The following is a 15,129-nucleotide window of genomic DNA, read 5'->3' as shown; positions in this document are numbered from 1 at the left end:
GACGAAGCCGGACACGCGAAAAAGCCGAACGTCACACGACGTTCGGCTCATAATCACACAGGCGATGGGACGCAGACCGCTTCCGATCCAAAGAAAACCCGTTAAAAGCCGTCAGAGACGGCCGGCGACCGTCCTTGCGATCAACGCCAGCGACACCGCGCCGGCATCCGGATGGCCGATGCTGCGCGCGGCGAGCGGGCGTGCGCGCCCGAGCCGCGGCGACAGCGGCGCGGTGGCCTCAGCCGCAGCCTCACAGGTGGCGGCGGCCTTCTTCCAGCCCGCTTTCAGGGTAAGGCCATCCGCTTTCGCCGTTTCGAGCGCGGCAACGAAGGGAACGAAGGCATCGACAAGCGTCTTGTCGCCCGGCTTCGCCCCGCCGAGGCGCATCACGTCCTCCAGCGCGAGACGGGCGCCGCGCACGACATCCGCGTCCTGCAAGGCCGCCTCATCGGAAAAAGCCGAGCTCCAGGAGCGCAGTAGCAGGCCCCAGATGGCGCCGGAGGTTCCGCCGGCCCGATCCGCCCAGGCATCGCCGGCCGCGGCAAGCGCGCTTTTCGCACCGGCACCATCCGCCACTGCCTGATGGAGGGCGTCGCGGGCCGCAGTCGCGCCGCGGCGCATGCCCTGGCCGTGGTCGCCATCGCCGGCAAAGGCATCGATGCGCCCAAGCTCGGCCTCCGCCTCGGTCAGAGCCGCCACCATGGCATCGAGGAGACCGGCGAGGCAGCGGGCGCTCTCCCGCGCAGTGCCGGAGGCCGGCCCGAAGGTCGGCCCCGCGTCCTCGGCATTTTCCGCAAAGTCGGCCGGCTGCGTCTCGAACCCCGCGCCGCGCCGGAAGACCGGCGTATCGCAAGGGGCGAGCCAGAAACGCTCCAGCTCCGCGTCGAGCCACATCACCGTCAGCGAACATCCCTGCATATCGAGGCTGGTGACATATTCGCCGGCCTCCGGCGCGACAAGCTCGACACCCGCCGCCTGAAGCCGGCTCTCCACCGCGCCCCAGAGCACGAACAGCTCCTCATACTTGGTCGCGCCGAGGCCGTTGAGCAGCACGGCGGCGCGGCGCGCGCCCGCCGGGCGCTCGGCGAGCACGGTCTCCACCAGCAAGGTTGCAAGATCGCCCGCCGGCACGATTTTCGCATCACGGATACCCGGCTCGCCATGGATGCCGAGGCCGAGCGCCATCATGCCCTTGGGCACGGTGAAGAGCGGCTCCGTCGCGCCCGGCAGCGTGCAACCGCCGAAGGCGACACCAAAGGAGAAGGTGCGGGCATTGGCAAGCCGCGTCACGCGCTCGACCTCATCGAGGGAAAGCCCCGCCTCCGCTGCCGCGCCCGCCACCTTGAAGACGAGGAAGTCGCCGGCGATGCCACGCCGTTGCAGATGCCGGTCCGCCGGTGCGCTCGCCACGTCATCCGTCACGGTGACGATGCGCACATCGATGCCCTCAGCCCTCAACCGCTCCGCCGCCACGCCGAAATTCAGGACGTCGCCGGCATAGTTGCCGAAGCCGAGCAGAATGCCGCCGCCATGGTTGGCATCGCGGCAGACGCGGGCGACCGCCGCCGTCGAGGGGGAGGCGAAAATCTCGCCCGCCACCGCCGCATCCGCCATGCCAGGCCCGACATAACCGGCAAAGGCCGGATAGTGCCCCGATCCGCCGCCGACGATAACGGAGACTTTTCCGCGCGGCACCGCCGTGGCGCGAACCACGCCGCCTTTCACCAGCCGCACATATCGCCCATAGACCCTTGAAAAACCCACCAGCGCCGAAGACGCAAACCGTTCCGGATCATCGACAATTTTTGTCATGGGTTTCCTCTCCGCAGGCAATCGGGCCGCGAGGATGCAACATCGACCGGAGAGAAGAAAGAGGTCTCAGGCCACCCGTTCGGCATCCGCCACGATGACGTTGATGCCCGCCGAGCGCATGCGCGACAGATGCGAGATCGGAATGTCCTCGTCGACAACGACGGCATCGAATTCCTGAAGCGTCGCAAAGTGATGCAGCGCGCGCCGCTCGAACTTGGTGTGATCTGCAAGAAGCACCCGCTTGGCGGAGCTTTCGAACATCGCCCGTTTTGTTTCCACCGTCTCTGGCGACTGGTGATAGACCGCATCACCGACGATGGCCGAGAGCGACATGAACACCGTATCGGCCCGCAGGCGGCGGATCTCGTTGGTGGTGATGTGGCCCATGAAGGCGTTGCACCAATTGTAGAACTGGCCGCCGAGACAGATCAGGTTGACGTCGTTGACGTCCTTCAACTCGTTGATGAGCACGAGCGAATTGGTGATGACCGTGAGCGGCACCTTGGCCGGCAGGAAAGCGGTCATCTCGTGCACGGTGGTGGCGTCGTCGAGGAAGATCGCCTGGCCCGGCTCCACGAAGCGCATCGCCGCCCTGGCGATCGCCTTCTTTTCCTTCGCCTGCTTCGTCGCGCGGTAGACGTCGGAGGATTCGATCAGGCTGGTGGGCGCAGCAGAGACGATGCCGCGCGTCTTGCGGAAAAGGCCGCGGCTGACGAGTTCATCGACGTCGCGATGCGCCGTCATCAGGCTGATGCCGAAGCGTTCGGTCAGGTCTTCGATGCGGATGGAGCCTTCGGCGATGACCGTCTCGGCGATCATCTGGCGGCGCACGAGCTGGCGCGCATGCCGGCTGTCGCTCGGCAGCTCTTCCGAAAGCAAATCCTTGACGTCGACTTTCTTGTTCACCGGAGGCCCTGCCATGCTTCGAGGATAGCGTGTCGTATCTCGTTTCGGGCGGCAAGGGAAATGCCAAGCGGAAAGGGGCGCCCGCGACGGGCGCCCCCGTGTCGATTACTCGCTCAGAACGAAGGGAGCGGTGTACTTGTCGACATTGTCCTTGGTGATCAGCAGGCAATCGAAGAGCTGCTTTTCGGTATCGACACCGGTGGAGCCGGTCTTGATCACGTTGTCAGCCTGCTTGACGGCCGCTTCCGAGAAGACGGCGACCGGCTGGAGGACGGTGTACTGCAGCTCTCCCGCCTTGATGGCCGCGACGGCATCCGGCGAGCCGTCGAAGCCGCCGACCTTCACCTGTTCCAGCTTGCCGGCTTCCTTGAGCGCCGCGATGGCGCCGAGGGCCATTTCGTCATTGCCGCTGATCACGCCGATGATGTCGGGATTGGCCTGAAGCAGCGACTGCATCTTGGCGTGGCCCTTGGTGCGATCCCAATCGGCGACTTCCTTGCCGGACTTTTCGAGATCCGGATACTGCGTCAGGACGGTTTCGTAACCGTTCGAACGGGTTGCGGCGTTGTTGTCGGAGGGTGCACCGAAGAGTTCGACATACTTGCCCTTGTCGCCGACCGCTTCGACCCACTGCTGGGCGCCGAGAGCGGCGCCCTGGGCGTTGTTCGAAACGAGCTGCGCCTTGGCGAGGCCTTCCTGGTTGATCTCGGCATTGACGAGGATGACCGGGATGCCGGCGGCAACCGCCTTCTTGACCGCACCAACCGAACCGTCGGCGTTTGCCGGGTCGAGGATGATGGCGACGGACTTGTTGGTGATGGCCGTGTCGATCAGGTTGCTCTCGGTGTTGGTATCGCCCTTGTGCGCGCCGACATTGGCCGTGTAGCCGAGGCCTTCCGCCGTCTTCTTCGCCACTTCGCCTTCCGTGAACCAGTAGGGGTTGGACGGATCGTTGACGATGACGGTGATCAGACCTTCAGCCCAGGCCGTGCTGAACAGCAGCGGCAGTGCGGCGGTCGCAGCGAAAAGTACACGCATTCCTTTTTTGAACATGGTCTCACTCCCTTGTTGAGTCCGGTTGCGCCGATTTTCGGCAATACTTTCCACTGCCGGGGCTTCGATGGTCCGCCTCCCCCAGCCGCAGTCAGTTCCTGTCAGTCGCCGCTTTCCCTAGCGGCGACCGTATTTGATGCTGTTCAACAGAACGGCGGTGACGATGACGGCGCCGGTGAAAACCGTCTGCCAGTAGGCCGAGACGCCGATGATCACGAGACCATCCGACAGGAAGCCGATCACGAAAGCGCCGAGCATGGTGCCGATGACCGTGCCGCGACCGCCCGTCAGCGCCGCCCCGCCGATCACGACGGCGGCGATCGCCGTCAGTTCGTAGGTCGTGCCGGCCGTCGGGCCTGCGGATGTGAGCTGCGAGGACAGCACCAGGCCGGCAACGGCGGCGCAGACGCCCGACAGCACATAGACGGTGATTTTCACGCGCTTGACCGGCACGCCCGACAGTTCCGCCGCACGCTCGTTGCCGCCGGAGGAATAGAGCCAGCGGCCGAACGCCGTGCGGGCAAGCAGGACGTGGCAGACGACGGCGAAGACGAGGAGCACGAGGACGCCGATCGGCACGCCGGCGAGACGGTTGAAGCCGAGCCAGTCGAAGCCGGTATTGCCGAGTTCCGGGCGCCCGCCGAGATTGTTGTAGGTGAGGCCGTTGGTCATCAGGAGCGCGATGCCGCGGGCGACATAGAGCACGCCGAGCGTCGCAACGAAGGCCGGCACCCGCAGATAGGCGATGAGCACGCCGTTGACTGCGCCGACGACGGCGCCGAGCAGGCAGGTCAGCACGACCACGACCCAGACCGAGGGATAGAGGATGATGCCGAGCTGTGGCAGCGTTACGCCCTGCATGAGGAAGCCCGCGACGACGCCGGCAAGCCCGAGCGTCGATCCGACGGAAAGGTCGATACCGCCATTGAGGATGACGAGCAGCATGCCGATGGCGAGCAGGCCGAAGATCGCGACATGCGAGGCCATGATCAGGAAATTGCTGACGGTGAAATAGTTCGGCGACATCAACGAGAAGACGACGACGATCGCGATGAGCGCGAAGAAGGCGCGGCCCTCGAACAGGAGCTCGATAAAGCTCTTCTTGCGCTTGCCGCCGCTCGCCGCCGCCTTTGTCTGGATTGCAGGTGTGACTGACATTGCTTCAGCGCTCCTAGAGCATTTCCAGCCGGAGCATCGCCTCGGCCTCGGAGAATGCGGTAAAACAAGTATCTAGAATGAACCCGGCTGGGTTCGTTCTAGTGGGCGTGCACGGCTTCGCCCGAGGCGGCCATGATCTGTTCCTTGGTCACGTCAGGACCGAATTCTGCCGAAATGCGGCCGCGCCGCATGACGATGATGCGGTGGGCGATGCTGAGGCATTCGCCGACTTCCGACGTGGTGTAGACAACGGCAAGGCCCTGCTTCGCGCGCTCGGCGAGCAGCTTGAACACCTCGGCCTTCGCGCCGATGTCAATGCCGCGGCTCGGCTCGTCGAGCAGGATCACCTCCGGATCGGTCGCCAGCATCTTGCCGATCACCACCTTCTGCTGGTTGCCGCCGGAGAGCGAGCCGATCGCCGCCCCGCCGCCATCGGTCTTGATATGCACCTTGCGGATCGCCTCGCCGACAAGGCCCGTCTCCCGCGCGGTCGAGGTGAAGAGGCCGCGGGTGAACGCGCCGAGGCTGGCGAGCGACAGGTTGCGGCCGACCGTCATCGTCTGCACAAGGCCATCGCGCTGCCGGTCCTCCGGCACGAGCACGAGGCCGTCGCGAATGCAGGCCGCGATCGACTGGCCGGTGACGTCCCGGCCCTTCAGCTTGACCTTGCCGGCCGTCGCCTTGAGGCGGCCGGCAACGGTTTCGAGCAGCTCGGTGCGTCCCGCGCCCATCAGGCCGTAGATGCAGACGATCTCGCCCGCGCGCACCGAAAGCGACATGCCGTCAACCACGGAATAGCCCGCGCCGCCCGGATCCGGCACCGTCAGCCCTTCGATGGAGAGCGCAACGTCGCCCTTGTCGTAGCCTGACGGCGGCGAGCCGAGGTCGAAATTGTCGCCGACCATGTGCCGCACGATCCATTCGAGATCGATGTCCTTGCGCTCGGCATAGGCGGTCATCGCCCCGTCGCGCAGCACCACCGCATGGTTGGTGATCTGCAGCGCCTCTTCGAGATGGTGCGAGATATAGACGATCGAGACACCGCGGTTCATCAGGTCGCGGATCACCTTGAACAGGACGTCGACTTCCGAGGCCGAGAGCGCCGAGGTCGGCTCGTCCATGATCAGGATGCGCGAATTGACCGAGAGAGCGCGCGCGATCTCGACGATCTGCTGCTGGCCGAGGCGCAGGTCCTCGACCGGGGTCAGAGGATCGATATCCTCTTCGAGTTCCTCCATCAGGAGCCGCGTCTGGCGCTCTTCTTCGGCGAAGTCGACACCCGTCGCCGTCATGATTTCGCGACCCATGAAGATATTGTCGCGAACGTTCATGTTCGGCGCGAGGCTGAGCTCCTGATGGATGATGGAGATACCGCGGTCACGTGCTTGGGAGGATGACGCGAAAACGATAGGTTCTCCATCGAGAATGATTTCGCCCGACGTCGGCTGCACCACGCCGGAGAGGATTTTCATCAGTGTCGACTTGCCGGCGCCGTTCTCGCCGAACAACGTCGTCACCTGGCCGCGATGGATGTCGAAGTTGACGCCCTTGAGGGCATGCACATTGCCGTAGGATTTCGCCACGTTGCGCGCGGCAAGCACGACTTCACCCTTCCGGCCGGTTTCCGCGAGCGCGCTCATTGGACGTCGAGCCTCACCGGGGTGACGATCCAGCTCTTCGGGTTGACGAGCTTGATGACGCCGATCACCGAGACCGTCTTGCCGCTCAGCGCCGCCGGATCGATGCCCGACAGCACGACCTTCTTGACCTCGTTGTTGATGGCCGAACCGGCATCCTGGTATTCGATCTGGTTCTTGAACTGGCCGAATTCGATCTGGCCGGTGGCATCGCGCAGATCCGTGCCGTTGAGCGCCGGGCCGGTCTGCACACGCACGGTCAATTCGGCGGGCAGCCCCTCGACCGCGACGACGTTGTAATTCGCCTTGCGCTCGCCGACGACGCCGGTGAATTTCACCGGAATGACCGGACCGACGGAGGTGGCGACGCCGTATTTCTCACCCGCCGCCTTCTTGTCCGCGGCGACCGCCTGCGACAGCTCGACGGCGTCGACAGCCCGCGTCTCGACGCTCTGCTTGATCAGCGGGAACTGTTCCGCGCCATACGCTTCCGGCGAAAACTTCTGGACCTGCACGTCGGCCTCCGAGCCGATGCGCACGATCGTCGTGTCGAAGACCATGGCGCCGAGCAGCACGACGGCGGCGGCGACACCGATCCAGCGATAGCTTTTCGCAGGCTGGGGCGATTTTGCGAGCGCAGCGTCAGTCATGTCGGTTGGCCTTGCAGTTGAACGAGGGATTTTCCGGGCGGACACGTCGATAGGGCGACGGCAAAAGGGACAAGCCCAAAGCGTTGCGGCCGCAGGTCGAATTCTTTCGAACAGAACATGTCACGATGTCCTCCCCATGAACGGCGCCGGCCCGGCCTCCTCACCTGCCTTGCGCTGCAGTGCACACAATTTCGCAATTGCGATATATGCGTGTTATATGTCGCAGTATATATGTTAAATTAACACAGGCTGTCAATCGGCGTTTTTTAACAACATCGTGTACAGCCCTGGTCCTGAGCGATAGTTCGGCGGCAAAGGAATGGGCATCGACGCGTCCTTCTCACCCACACGATCGCAGATCACCGTCACCGCCAGTGCATATCGGAAAATAAACTAAAATATTGATATTAAACGAGAAAAATGGAACTTATCGAATAGCAAGGAAGCCCGATCGACAGCCTTCGGGCAACAAAAGCACGCTACGCGACAGCGCCGCCCCATAAAAAGCGAGCCGCAACGAATTCCCCGATAGCTACCCATCATAACTGAAAAAAAATTCGTTGTTCGAAAAATTTTACGAGACAGATGATAACTTTGTGTTATGTTCCTGTGTGAAATTCGGGCGGCCCGTGGTAGGTTCTTGAGGCAAGTCGAAAGAATTCGATTTGGGAACCCACACACATTTCCAGAGAGACTGTCGGGAGGATCGAATGCTCTCAATCGGATCAGGCGAGACGACGCGGGCAACCGCGGGCGCTGCGGGCCTTTCCCATGGCTGACGCGGCGGATCTGATCATCGGCGTCGATGCCGGCACATCCGTCATGAAGGCCGTCGCCTTCACACTCTCCGGACGCCAGATCGCCAGCGCCTCCGTGCGCAACACCTACACGACCGCCGATGACGGCGCCGTGACCCAATCACTCGACCAGACCTGGCTCGACTGCACCCGCGCGCTGCGCGGCCTTGCGGAGAAGGTCGAAAACCTTGCAGACCGCACCGCCGCCATCGCCGTGACCGGCCAGGGTGACGGCACCTGGCTCGTCGGCGCCGGAAACCGCCCGGCCGGCGACGCCTGGTTGTGGCTCGACGCCCGCGCCGCGCCGACCGTCGAGCGCCTTGCCGCCTCTGATGCCGACCATGCGCGTTTTGCGGCGACCGGCACCGGCCTCAACACCTGCCAGCAGGGCGCGCAACTCGCCCATATGGACCGGTATTTTCCGGACCTGCTAGCCGGCGCCGAAACGGCGATGCACTGCAAGGACTGGCTCTACCTGAACCTGACCGGCGTGCGCGCCACCGACCCGTCGGAAGTGAGCTTCACCTTCGGCAATTTCCGCACCCGCGCCTATGACAGCGACGTGCTCGCCGCCCTCGGCCTTACCCATCGTCGCAAACTGCTGCCGGAGGTAATCGAGGGCACGGAAACCGTTCACCCTTTGACGGCGGAAGCTGCCGCGGCAGCCGGCCTGAAACCTGGAACACCCGTCTGCCTCGGTTATGTCGACATGTGCATGACGGCGCTTGGCGCGGGCGTGCGCAGCGAGGGCCGCAACGCCGCCTGCTCCGCCATCGGCTCCACGGGTGTGCACCTGCTGGCAAAACCGGTTTCCGAGGTCGTGCTCAACGCCGAGCGCACCGGCTATGTCATCGCCCTGCCGATCCCCGGCGTCGTCACCCAGGTCCAGACCAATATGGGCGCGACGATCAACCTCGACTGGCTGCTCCAGCTTGGTGCCGATCTCCTGGGCGAATTCGGCGTCACCGCCAGCCTCAACGAGATGATCGGCCGCGTCGACCAATGGTTCGCGGCAAGCAAACCCGGCAATATCCTTTACCATCCCTATATTTCCGAGGCGGGCGAGCGTGGCCCCTTCGTCAACGCCCGTGCCCGCGCGAATTTCACCGGGCTTTCCAGCCGCCACCGCTATCCCGACCTCGTGCGCGCCGTCGTCGAAGGCCTCGGCATGGCGACGCGCGATTGTTATGCCGCCATGGGCACGCTTCCCTCGGAGCTTCGCGTTTCCGGTGGCGCCGCCCGGTCGGCCTCGCTGCGCGGCACGCTCGGCGCAGCGCTGGGCGCGCCGGTGCGCGTCTCGACGCGCGAGGAGGCGGGCGCCGCGGGCGCATCGATGATGGCGGCCGTTGCCATCGGCGCGTATCGCACGATGGACGACTGCATCGCCGATTGGGTGACGCCTGAGCTCGGCGCCGCCGAGCCCCCGAAGCCTGAAGACACCGAACGCATGACGCGCCTCTTCGCCGCCTATTCGGACGCGCGTCGAGGCATCGCGCCCGCCTGGGACATTCTGGCGGCGCGCTGAAGCTAGGAGATTGAGATGAACGAGCCTGAGCTTATTGACCTCTTCGTGATCGGCGGCGGTATCAACGGCGCGGGTATCGCGCGCGATGCGGCCGGCCGCGGGCTGAAGGTCGTGCTCTGCGAAAAGGACGACCTGGCAGAAGGCACCTCTTCCCGCTCGGGAAAACTGGTGCACGGTGGCCTGCGCTATCTCGAATATTACGAGTTCCGCCTGGTGCGCGAGGCGCTGATCGAGCGTGAGGTGCTGCTCAACGCCGCGCCGCACATCATCTGGCCGATGCGCTTCGTGCTGCCGCACAGCCCGCAGGATCGCCCCGCCTGGCTCGTCCGCCTCGGCCTCTTCCTCTATGATCATCTCGGCGGCCGCAAGAAACTGCCGGGAACACGCACGCTCGACCTCGCACGCGATCCCGAGGGCACGCCGATCCTCGACCAGTACACCCGCGGCTTCGAATATTCCGACTGCTGGGTGGACGACGCCCGCCTCGTCACCCTCAACGCCATCGGCGCCGCCGAAAAGGGAGCGGTTGTCTTGACCCGCTCGCCCGCCGTCTCGGCCCGCCGCGAAAATGGCGCCTGGATCGTCACGACAAAGAACAGCCTGACCGGCGAAAGCCGCAGCTTCCGCGCCAGATGCCTCGTGAATTGTGCCGGTCCCTGGGTTTCAGACGTCATCAACCGCGTTGCCGGCTCCAACTCGACGCGCAACGTGCGCCTCGTCAAGGGCAGCCACATCATCGTGCCCAAATTCTGGGCGGGATCGAATGCCTATCTCGTGCAGAACCACGACAAGCGCGTCATCTTCATCAACCCCTACGAGGGCGACAAGGCGCTGATCGGCACCACCGACATCGCCTACGAGGGCCGCGCAGAGGATGTCTCTGCCGACGAGGGTGAGATCGACTATCTGCTGAAGGCGGTGAACCGCTACTTCAAGGAGAAGCTGCGCCGGCAGGATGTGCTGCATTCCTTCTCCGGCGTGCGCCCGCTCTTCGACGACGGCAAGGGCAACCCTTCCGCCGTCACGCGTGACTATGTCTTCGACCTCGACGAGACCGGCGGTGCGCCACTGCTGAACGTCTTCGGTGGCAAGATCACCACCTTCCGCGAGCTTGCCGAACGCGGCATGCAGCGTCTCAAGCATGTTTTCCCGAACATGGGAGGCGACTGGACCGAAAAGGCGCCTCTTCCCGGCGGCGACATGCCGAACGCCGACTACGAAGCCTTCGCCAACAGCCTGCGCGACACCTATCCCTGGATGCCGCGCAAGCTGGTGCACCACTACGGCCGCCTCTATGGCACGCGCACGAAAGCCGTCGTCGCCGGCGCGAGCGGCCTCGACGGTCTCGGCCGGCATTTCGGCGGGCAATTTTATGAGGCAGAGGCGCGCTATCTCGTCGCCAGCGAATGGGCGGAGACGCCAGAGGACATCCTCTACCGCCGCACCAAACACTACCTGCATCTGACGGAAGCCGAACGCGCGGCCTTCGCCGACTGGTTCAACGCCGCTCGCCTCGCCGCGGCCTGAGGATTGTTATGCCGCTGACGCTCTCGCTCAACACCAATCCGCTGGTCAACCGTTTCGCCGATCCCGACGACCTGATCGACACCGTCGCGCGCGATCTCAAGCTGCGCGACCTCCAATTGACCCATGAATTCATCAATCCGAGCTGGAACGCCGCGACCATCCGCCGGCTGACGCGGCAGATGGACCGGGCGCTGGAGCGCACCGGCGTGCGCGTCACCTCGGGCATGACCGGCCCCTACGGCCGCCTCAACCATTTCGGCCACCCGGATGCGGATGTGCGCCACTACTATGTCGACTGGTTCAAGACCTTTGCCGATATTATCGGCGATCTCGGCGGCACCTCCGTCGGCACCCAGTTCGCCATTTTCACCTACAAGGATTACGACGACCCAGTCCGCCGCGAGGACCTGATCCGGATCGCCATCGACTGTTGGACCGAAGTTGCGGAGCATGCGAAACGCGCCGGTCTTTCCTATGTCTTCTGGGAGCCGATGAGCATCGGCCGCGAATTCGGCGAGACGATCGACGCCTGCCTGTCGCTGCAGGACCGGCTGACCGCCGCGAACATGGCGATCCCCATGTGGATGATGGCCGACATCGACCACGGCGACGTCACCTCGGAAAACCCCGACGACTTCAATCCCTACGCCTGGGCACGCGCGGTACCGAAAGTGTCGCCGATCATCCACATCAAGCAGAGCCTGATGGACAAGGGCGGGCACCGACCTTTCACCGCCGAGTTCAATGCCAAGGGCCGCATCCAGCCCGAACCGCTGCTGAAAGCCTTCGCGGACGGCGGGGCCGCCGACAACGAAATCTGCCTCGAACTTTCCTTCAAGGAGCGCGAGCCGAACGATCGCGAGGTCATTGCGCAGATCGCCGAAAGCATCGCCTTCTGGGCCCCGCACATCGATACCGGTGCGTCGGACCTCAAGCTGGGCTGACCATTTTGTAAGTGCTTGCTAAGACTGGGCCTGAAGACCGCTTCCGGTTGCAAGGCACGACAGGACATCGCTGATGACCGACAATGAAGATTCCCTCGCCGTCCGCGCCGCCTGGCTGCACTATGTCGGCGGCTTCACCCAGTCCGCCGTCGCCAAACGGCTGGGCATCCCCTCGGTCAAGGCGCATCGGCTGATCGCGCGCGCGGTCGCCGAGGGCGTGGTGAAGGTCAGCATCGATGGTGACATCGCCGAATGTGCCAATCTGGAGATGGAGCTTTCGACCCGCTATGGGCTCGATTACTGCGAAGTCTCGCCCGATATCGACGACGATTCGCTGGCGCTGACGACGCTCGGCCATGCCGGCGCGAACTTCCTACGCCGCGAGATCGAACGAGGCGAAGCCGCCGTCATCGGTCTCGGCCATGGCCGCACGCTCTCCGCCGCCGTCCGTCACCTGCCGCGGATCGGCGCGAGCGGCACCCGCTTCGTCTCGCTGCTCGGCGGCCTCACCCGCAACTACGCCGCCAATCCCTATGACGTGATGCATCGCCTCGCGGAAAAAACCGGCACGCAGGCCTATGTGATGCCCGTGCCCTTCTTCGCCAACACGGAAGAGGACCGCGAGGTGCTGCTCTCCCAGCGCGGCGTCAGCGAGGTGTTCGACCTCGCCCGCAGCGCCGATCTGAAAATCGTCGGCATCGGAACGGTCGACAATCAGGCCCATCTCGTCAAATCCGGCATGTTGCAGCCGGATGAGCTGGAGGAGATCGCGGCGCTCGGCGGCGTCGGCGAACTTTTAGGCCATTTCTTCGACGCCAAGGGCCGCATCCTTGAGACAGCCGTGACAGCGCGCACGCTGGCCGCTTCCTTCTCCGAGGCGGGCGGCGACCGGATCGTCGCCATCGCCGGCGGTCCTGTCAAAACCGAGGCCATCCGCGCCGTGCTCTACAGCCACAAGCTGTATGGGCTCATCACGGACGAGCGGACGGCCCGGCAGCTCCTGCAAAACTCAACATGAGAAAAATCTCAAAATCACATTTTTAATGTTATAATCCGGAAGAAGCGATGTTATAAGCCGCCATTCGACGGAGGACGCCTTGAAACGGGAAGAGCGCAGGCAGGAAATCATCAATCTGCTGGTCGAAAGTCGGGCCGTCGAGCTCGACGACATCGCGGCGCGCTTCGGCGTCTCCAAGATGACCATCCACCGCGACCTCGACGATCTCGAGAAGGCCGGCGTGCTTCGAAAAGTGCGCGGCGGCGCAACGATCGACGCGGGCACCCAGTTCGAAAGCGATTTCCGGTTCCGTGAATTGCAGGAGGCCGACGTCAAGCGGGAACTCGCCGAAACAGCCGCCGAACTGGTCGAGCCCGGCATGACCGTCATGATCAACGACGGCTCCATGGCCTCCGTGCTCGGCGACGTGTTGTGCGAGAAGAAGCCGATCACCCTCATCACCAACAACGCCGCGATCCTGGAGCGTGCCAAGGGCCTGTCCGGCGTGACGTTGATCGGTCTCGGCGGCGTCTATTCCGCAAAATTCAACGCCTATTCCGGCATCGTGACAGAGGAGGCACTATCGCGCCTCAGGGCCGACATCGCCTTCATCTCCGCGCCGGCGGCGTCGGGGCGCCTTGCCTATCACATGGACGAGGCGGTGGTGCGCACCAAGCGGGCGATGATGGCTGCGAGCCGCCAGAAATGCCTGATGATCAACAGCCGTCGCTTCGGCCATACGGCGCTGCATGTGCTCGCCGATCTTTCCGAATTCGACACGGTCGTTTCAGACAAACCCCTGCCACACGACACAACCGCGGAACTCATCGGCGGAAAAACGACGGTCAGGATCACACAGGAGAAAACGCCATGAGCCGGAAATTCTGGGTCGGCACGAGTTGGAAGATGAACAAGACGCTGGCCGAGGCAAAGCTCTTTGCCGAAGGCCTCAAGGCGGCTGACGGCAACCGCGATGCCCGCATCCAGCGCTTCGTCATCCCGCCCTTCACTGCCGTGCGCGAGGTCAAATCACTGCTTGCCGACACCTCCGTGAAGGTTGGCGCACAGAACATGCACTGGGCGAACGACGGCGCCTGGACCGGCGAAATCTCGCCCGTCATGCTGAGGGACTGCAATCTCGACCTCGTCGAACTCGGCCATTCCGAGCGCCGCGAGCATTTCGGCGAGACCGACGAGACGGTCGGCCTCAAGACCGAGGCGGCGGTGCGTCATGGTCTCGTGCCGCTGATCTGCATCGGCGAAACACTCGCCGATCGCGAGGGCGGCCATGCAACCGAAGTGCTTGCCCAGCAGGTGCGCGGCGCGCTCTCGCGGCTCGACGCTACGCAGAAGCAGGCAACAATCCTGCTCGCCTACGAGCCCGTCTGGGCGATCGGCGAAAAGGGCATCCCGGCCACCGCCGACTACGCCAATGCACGCCACGCCGAGATCGCCGAAGTTGCGGAAAACATGCTCGGTCGGCGCATTCCCTGCCTCTATGGCGGTTCGGTCAATCCGCAGAACTGCGAGGAACTGATCGCCTGCCCCGATATCGACGGGCTCTTCATCGGCCGCTCAGCCTGGAAGGTTGAAGGCTATCTCGACATTCTGGCGCGCTGCGCCGCCAAGATCTGAAAAGGAGATCTCCCATGAAACTCGCCATTGCCGGTGACAGCGCGGGCGAAGGCCTCGCAAAGGTTCTCGCCGATCATCTGAAGGACCGCCACGAGGTGCACGAAGTCTCGCGCACCGATGCCGGCCCGGACGCCTTCTACGCCAATCTTTCCGACAGGGTCGGCTCCGCCGTCATCGCCGGCGAATACGATCGCGCGATCCTTGTTTGCGGCACCGGCATCGGCGTGTGCATCTCGGCAAACAAGGTGCCGGGCATCCGCGCCGCGCTGACGCACGACACCTATTCGGCCGAACGCGCCGCGCTGTCCAACAACGCGCAGATCATCACGATGGGCGCGCGCGTCATCGGCTCGGAACTGGCAAAGGCCATCGCCGACGCCTTCCTCGCGCAGACCTTTGACGAAAACGGCCGCTCGGCCGGTAACGTTCAGGCGATCAACGACGTCGACGCCAAATACAACGCGGGCAAATAAACCCGGTCGCGAAAG

Annotated in this window: 13 protein-coding genes; 7 read left to right on the top strand and 6 right to left on the bottom strand. The window is 64.1% G+C overall.

What is annotated here, in order from left to right; all coding sequences use genetic code 11:
• Window positions 1–111: 111 nt before the first annotated feature.
• From AKG11_RS09050 to AKG11_RS09025, 6 genes are all read right to left on the bottom strand, one after another.
• Window positions 112–1,812, bottom strand: a complete 1,701-nt coding sequence (locus AKG11_RS09050; protein ID WP_050743656.1) for a dihydroxyacetone kinase family protein — start codon at window positions 1,810–1,812, stop codon at window positions 112–114.
• A 66-nt stretch (window positions 1,813–1,878) separates the two neighbouring features.
• The gene (locus AKG11_RS09045; protein WP_197283966.1) at window positions 1,879–2,733 is read right to left on the bottom strand and encodes a DeoR/GlpR family DNA-binding transcription regulator; all 855 of its coding nucleotides are present in this window, start codon (window positions 2,731–2,733) and stop codon (window positions 1,879–1,881) included.
• Between the two features lie 90 nt (window positions 2,734–2,823).
• Window positions 2,824–3,771: a D-ribose ABC transporter substrate-binding protein gene (locus tag AKG11_RS09040; RefSeq protein ID WP_024271312.1), complete on the bottom strand. Its 948-nt coding sequence runs from the start codon at window positions 3,769–3,771 to the stop codon at window positions 2,824–2,826.
• 117 nt (window positions 3,772–3,888) lie between these two features.
• Window positions 3,889–4,929 (bottom strand): ABC transporter permease, encoded by a 1,041-nt coding sequence (locus tag AKG11_RS09035; protein ID WP_050743655.1) that lies wholly within the window; start codon window positions 4,927–4,929, stop codon window positions 3,889–3,891.
• A gap of 98 nt (window positions 4,930–5,027) precedes the next feature.
• Window positions 5,028–6,569, bottom strand: coding sequence for a sugar ABC transporter ATP-binding protein (locus AKG11_RS09030; protein ID WP_050743654.1), 1,542 nt, complete (start codon window positions 6,567–6,569; stop codon window positions 5,028–5,030).
• The gene (locus AKG11_RS09025; protein ID WP_050743653.1) at window positions 6,566–7,216 is read right to left on the bottom strand and encodes a DUF2291 family protein; all 651 of its coding nucleotides are present in this window, start codon (window positions 7,214–7,216) and stop codon (window positions 6,566–6,568) included. Before AKG11_RS09025 ends, AKG11_RS09030 begins: the two co-directional genes overlap by 4 nt.
• Window positions 7,217–7,987: 771 nt before the next feature.
• On the opposite strand from AKG11_RS09025, the gene AKG11_RS09020 reads away from it, so the two are divergent.
• The 7 genes from AKG11_RS09020 to AKG11_RS08990 all read left to right on the top strand — a co-directional run bounded on the left by AKG11_RS09020 (window position 7,988) and on the right by AKG11_RS08990 (window position 15,114).
• Window positions 7,988–9,538 (top strand): FGGY-family carbohydrate kinase, encoded by a 1,551-nt coding sequence (locus tag AKG11_RS09020; RefSeq protein WP_050743652.1) that lies wholly within the window; start codon window positions 7,988–7,990, stop codon window positions 9,536–9,538.
• Between the two features lie 15 nt (window positions 9,539–9,553).
• Window positions 9,554–11,065, top strand: coding sequence for a glycerol-3-phosphate dehydrogenase (locus AKG11_RS09015; RefSeq protein WP_050743651.1), 1,512 nt, complete (start codon window positions 9,554–9,556; stop codon window positions 11,063–11,065).
• Between the two features lie 8 nt (window positions 11,066–11,073).
• The gene (locus AKG11_RS09010; protein ID WP_050743650.1) at window positions 11,074–12,009 is read left to right on the top strand and encodes a sugar phosphate isomerase/epimerase family protein; all 936 of its coding nucleotides are present in this window, start codon (window positions 11,074–11,076) and stop codon (window positions 12,007–12,009) included.
• Between the two features lie 73 nt (window positions 12,010–12,082).
• Window positions 12,083–13,027: a sugar-binding transcriptional regulator gene (locus tag AKG11_RS09005; protein WP_050743649.1), complete on the top strand. Its 945-nt coding sequence runs from the start codon at window positions 12,083–12,085 to the stop codon at window positions 13,025–13,027.
• Window positions 13,028–13,106: 79 nt separating this feature from the next.
• The gene (locus AKG11_RS09000) at window positions 13,107–13,880 is read left to right on the top strand and encodes a DeoR/GlpR family DNA-binding transcription regulator (protein ID WP_050743648.1); all 774 of its coding nucleotides are present in this window, start codon (window positions 13,107–13,109) and stop codon (window positions 13,878–13,880) included.
• A complete protein-coding gene (locus AKG11_RS08995) occupies window positions 13,877–14,641 on the top strand; it encodes a triose-phosphate isomerase (protein WP_050743647.1) in 765 nt (254 codons plus the stop codon). Before AKG11_RS09000 ends, AKG11_RS08995 begins: the two co-directional genes overlap by 4 nt.
• 14 nt (window positions 14,642–14,655) lie before the next feature.
• The gene (locus AKG11_RS08990; protein WP_023516408.1) at window positions 14,656–15,114 is read left to right on the top strand and encodes a D-erythrulose-4-phosphate isomerase; all 459 of its coding nucleotides are present in this window, start codon (window positions 14,656–14,658) and stop codon (window positions 15,112–15,114) included.
• Window positions 15,115–15,129: the final 15 nt, after the last annotated feature.

It is taken from the genome of Shinella sp. SUS2, assembly GCF_001262505.1.
In the GTDB taxonomy this organism is placed as follows: Bacteria; Pseudomonadota; Alphaproteobacteria; order Rhizobiales; family Rhizobiaceae; genus Shinella.
The sequence above is the reverse complement of the archived record's forward strand: the minus strand, read 5'-3'. Positions and strand labels throughout refer to the sequence as shown.

Bases quoted from the DNA above. Each gene is read 5' to 3' on its own strand.
- AKG11_RS09050 (WP_050743656.1), bottom strand. From the start codon at position 1,812: ATGACAAAAATTGTCGATGATCCGGAACGGTTTGCGTCTTCGGCGCTG.
- AKG11_RS09045 (WP_197283966.1), bottom strand. From the start codon at position 2,733: ATGGCAGGGCCTCCGGTGAACAAGAAAGTCGACGTCAAGGATTTGCTT.
- AKG11_RS09040 (WP_024271312.1), bottom strand. From the start codon at position 3,771: ATGTTCAAAAAAGGAATGCGTGTACTTTTCGCTGCGACCGCCGCACTG.
- AKG11_RS09035 (WP_050743655.1), bottom strand. From the start codon at position 4,929: ATGTCAGTCACACCTGCAATCCAGACAAAGGCGGCGGCGAGCGGCGGC.
- AKG11_RS09030 (WP_050743654.1), bottom strand. From the start codon at position 6,569: ATGAGCGCGCTCGCGGAAACCGGCCGGAAGGGTGAAGTCGTGCTTGCC.
- AKG11_RS09025 (WP_050743653.1), bottom strand. From the start codon at position 7,216: ATGACTGACGCTGCGCTCGCAAAATCGCCCCAGCCTGCGAAAAGCTAT.
- AKG11_RS09020 (WP_050743652.1), top strand. From the start codon at position 7,988: ATGGCTGACGCGGCGGATCTGATCATCGGCGTCGATGCCGGCACATCC.
- AKG11_RS09015 (WP_050743651.1), top strand. From the start codon at position 9,554: ATGAACGAGCCTGAGCTTATTGACCTCTTCGTGATCGGCGGCGGTATC.
- AKG11_RS09010 (WP_050743650.1), top strand. From the start codon at position 11,074: ATGCCGCTGACGCTCTCGCTCAACACCAATCCGCTGGTCAACCGTTTC.
- AKG11_RS09005 (WP_050743649.1), top strand. From the start codon at position 12,083: ATGACCGACAATGAAGATTCCCTCGCCGTCCGCGCCGCCTGGCTGCAC.
- AKG11_RS08995 (WP_050743647.1), top strand. From the start codon at position 13,877: ATGAGCCGGAAATTCTGGGTCGGCACGAGTTGGAAGATGAACAAGACG.
- AKG11_RS08990 (WP_023516408.1), top strand. From the start codon at position 14,656: ATGAAACTCGCCATTGCCGGTGACAGCGCGGGCGAAGGCCTCGCAAAG.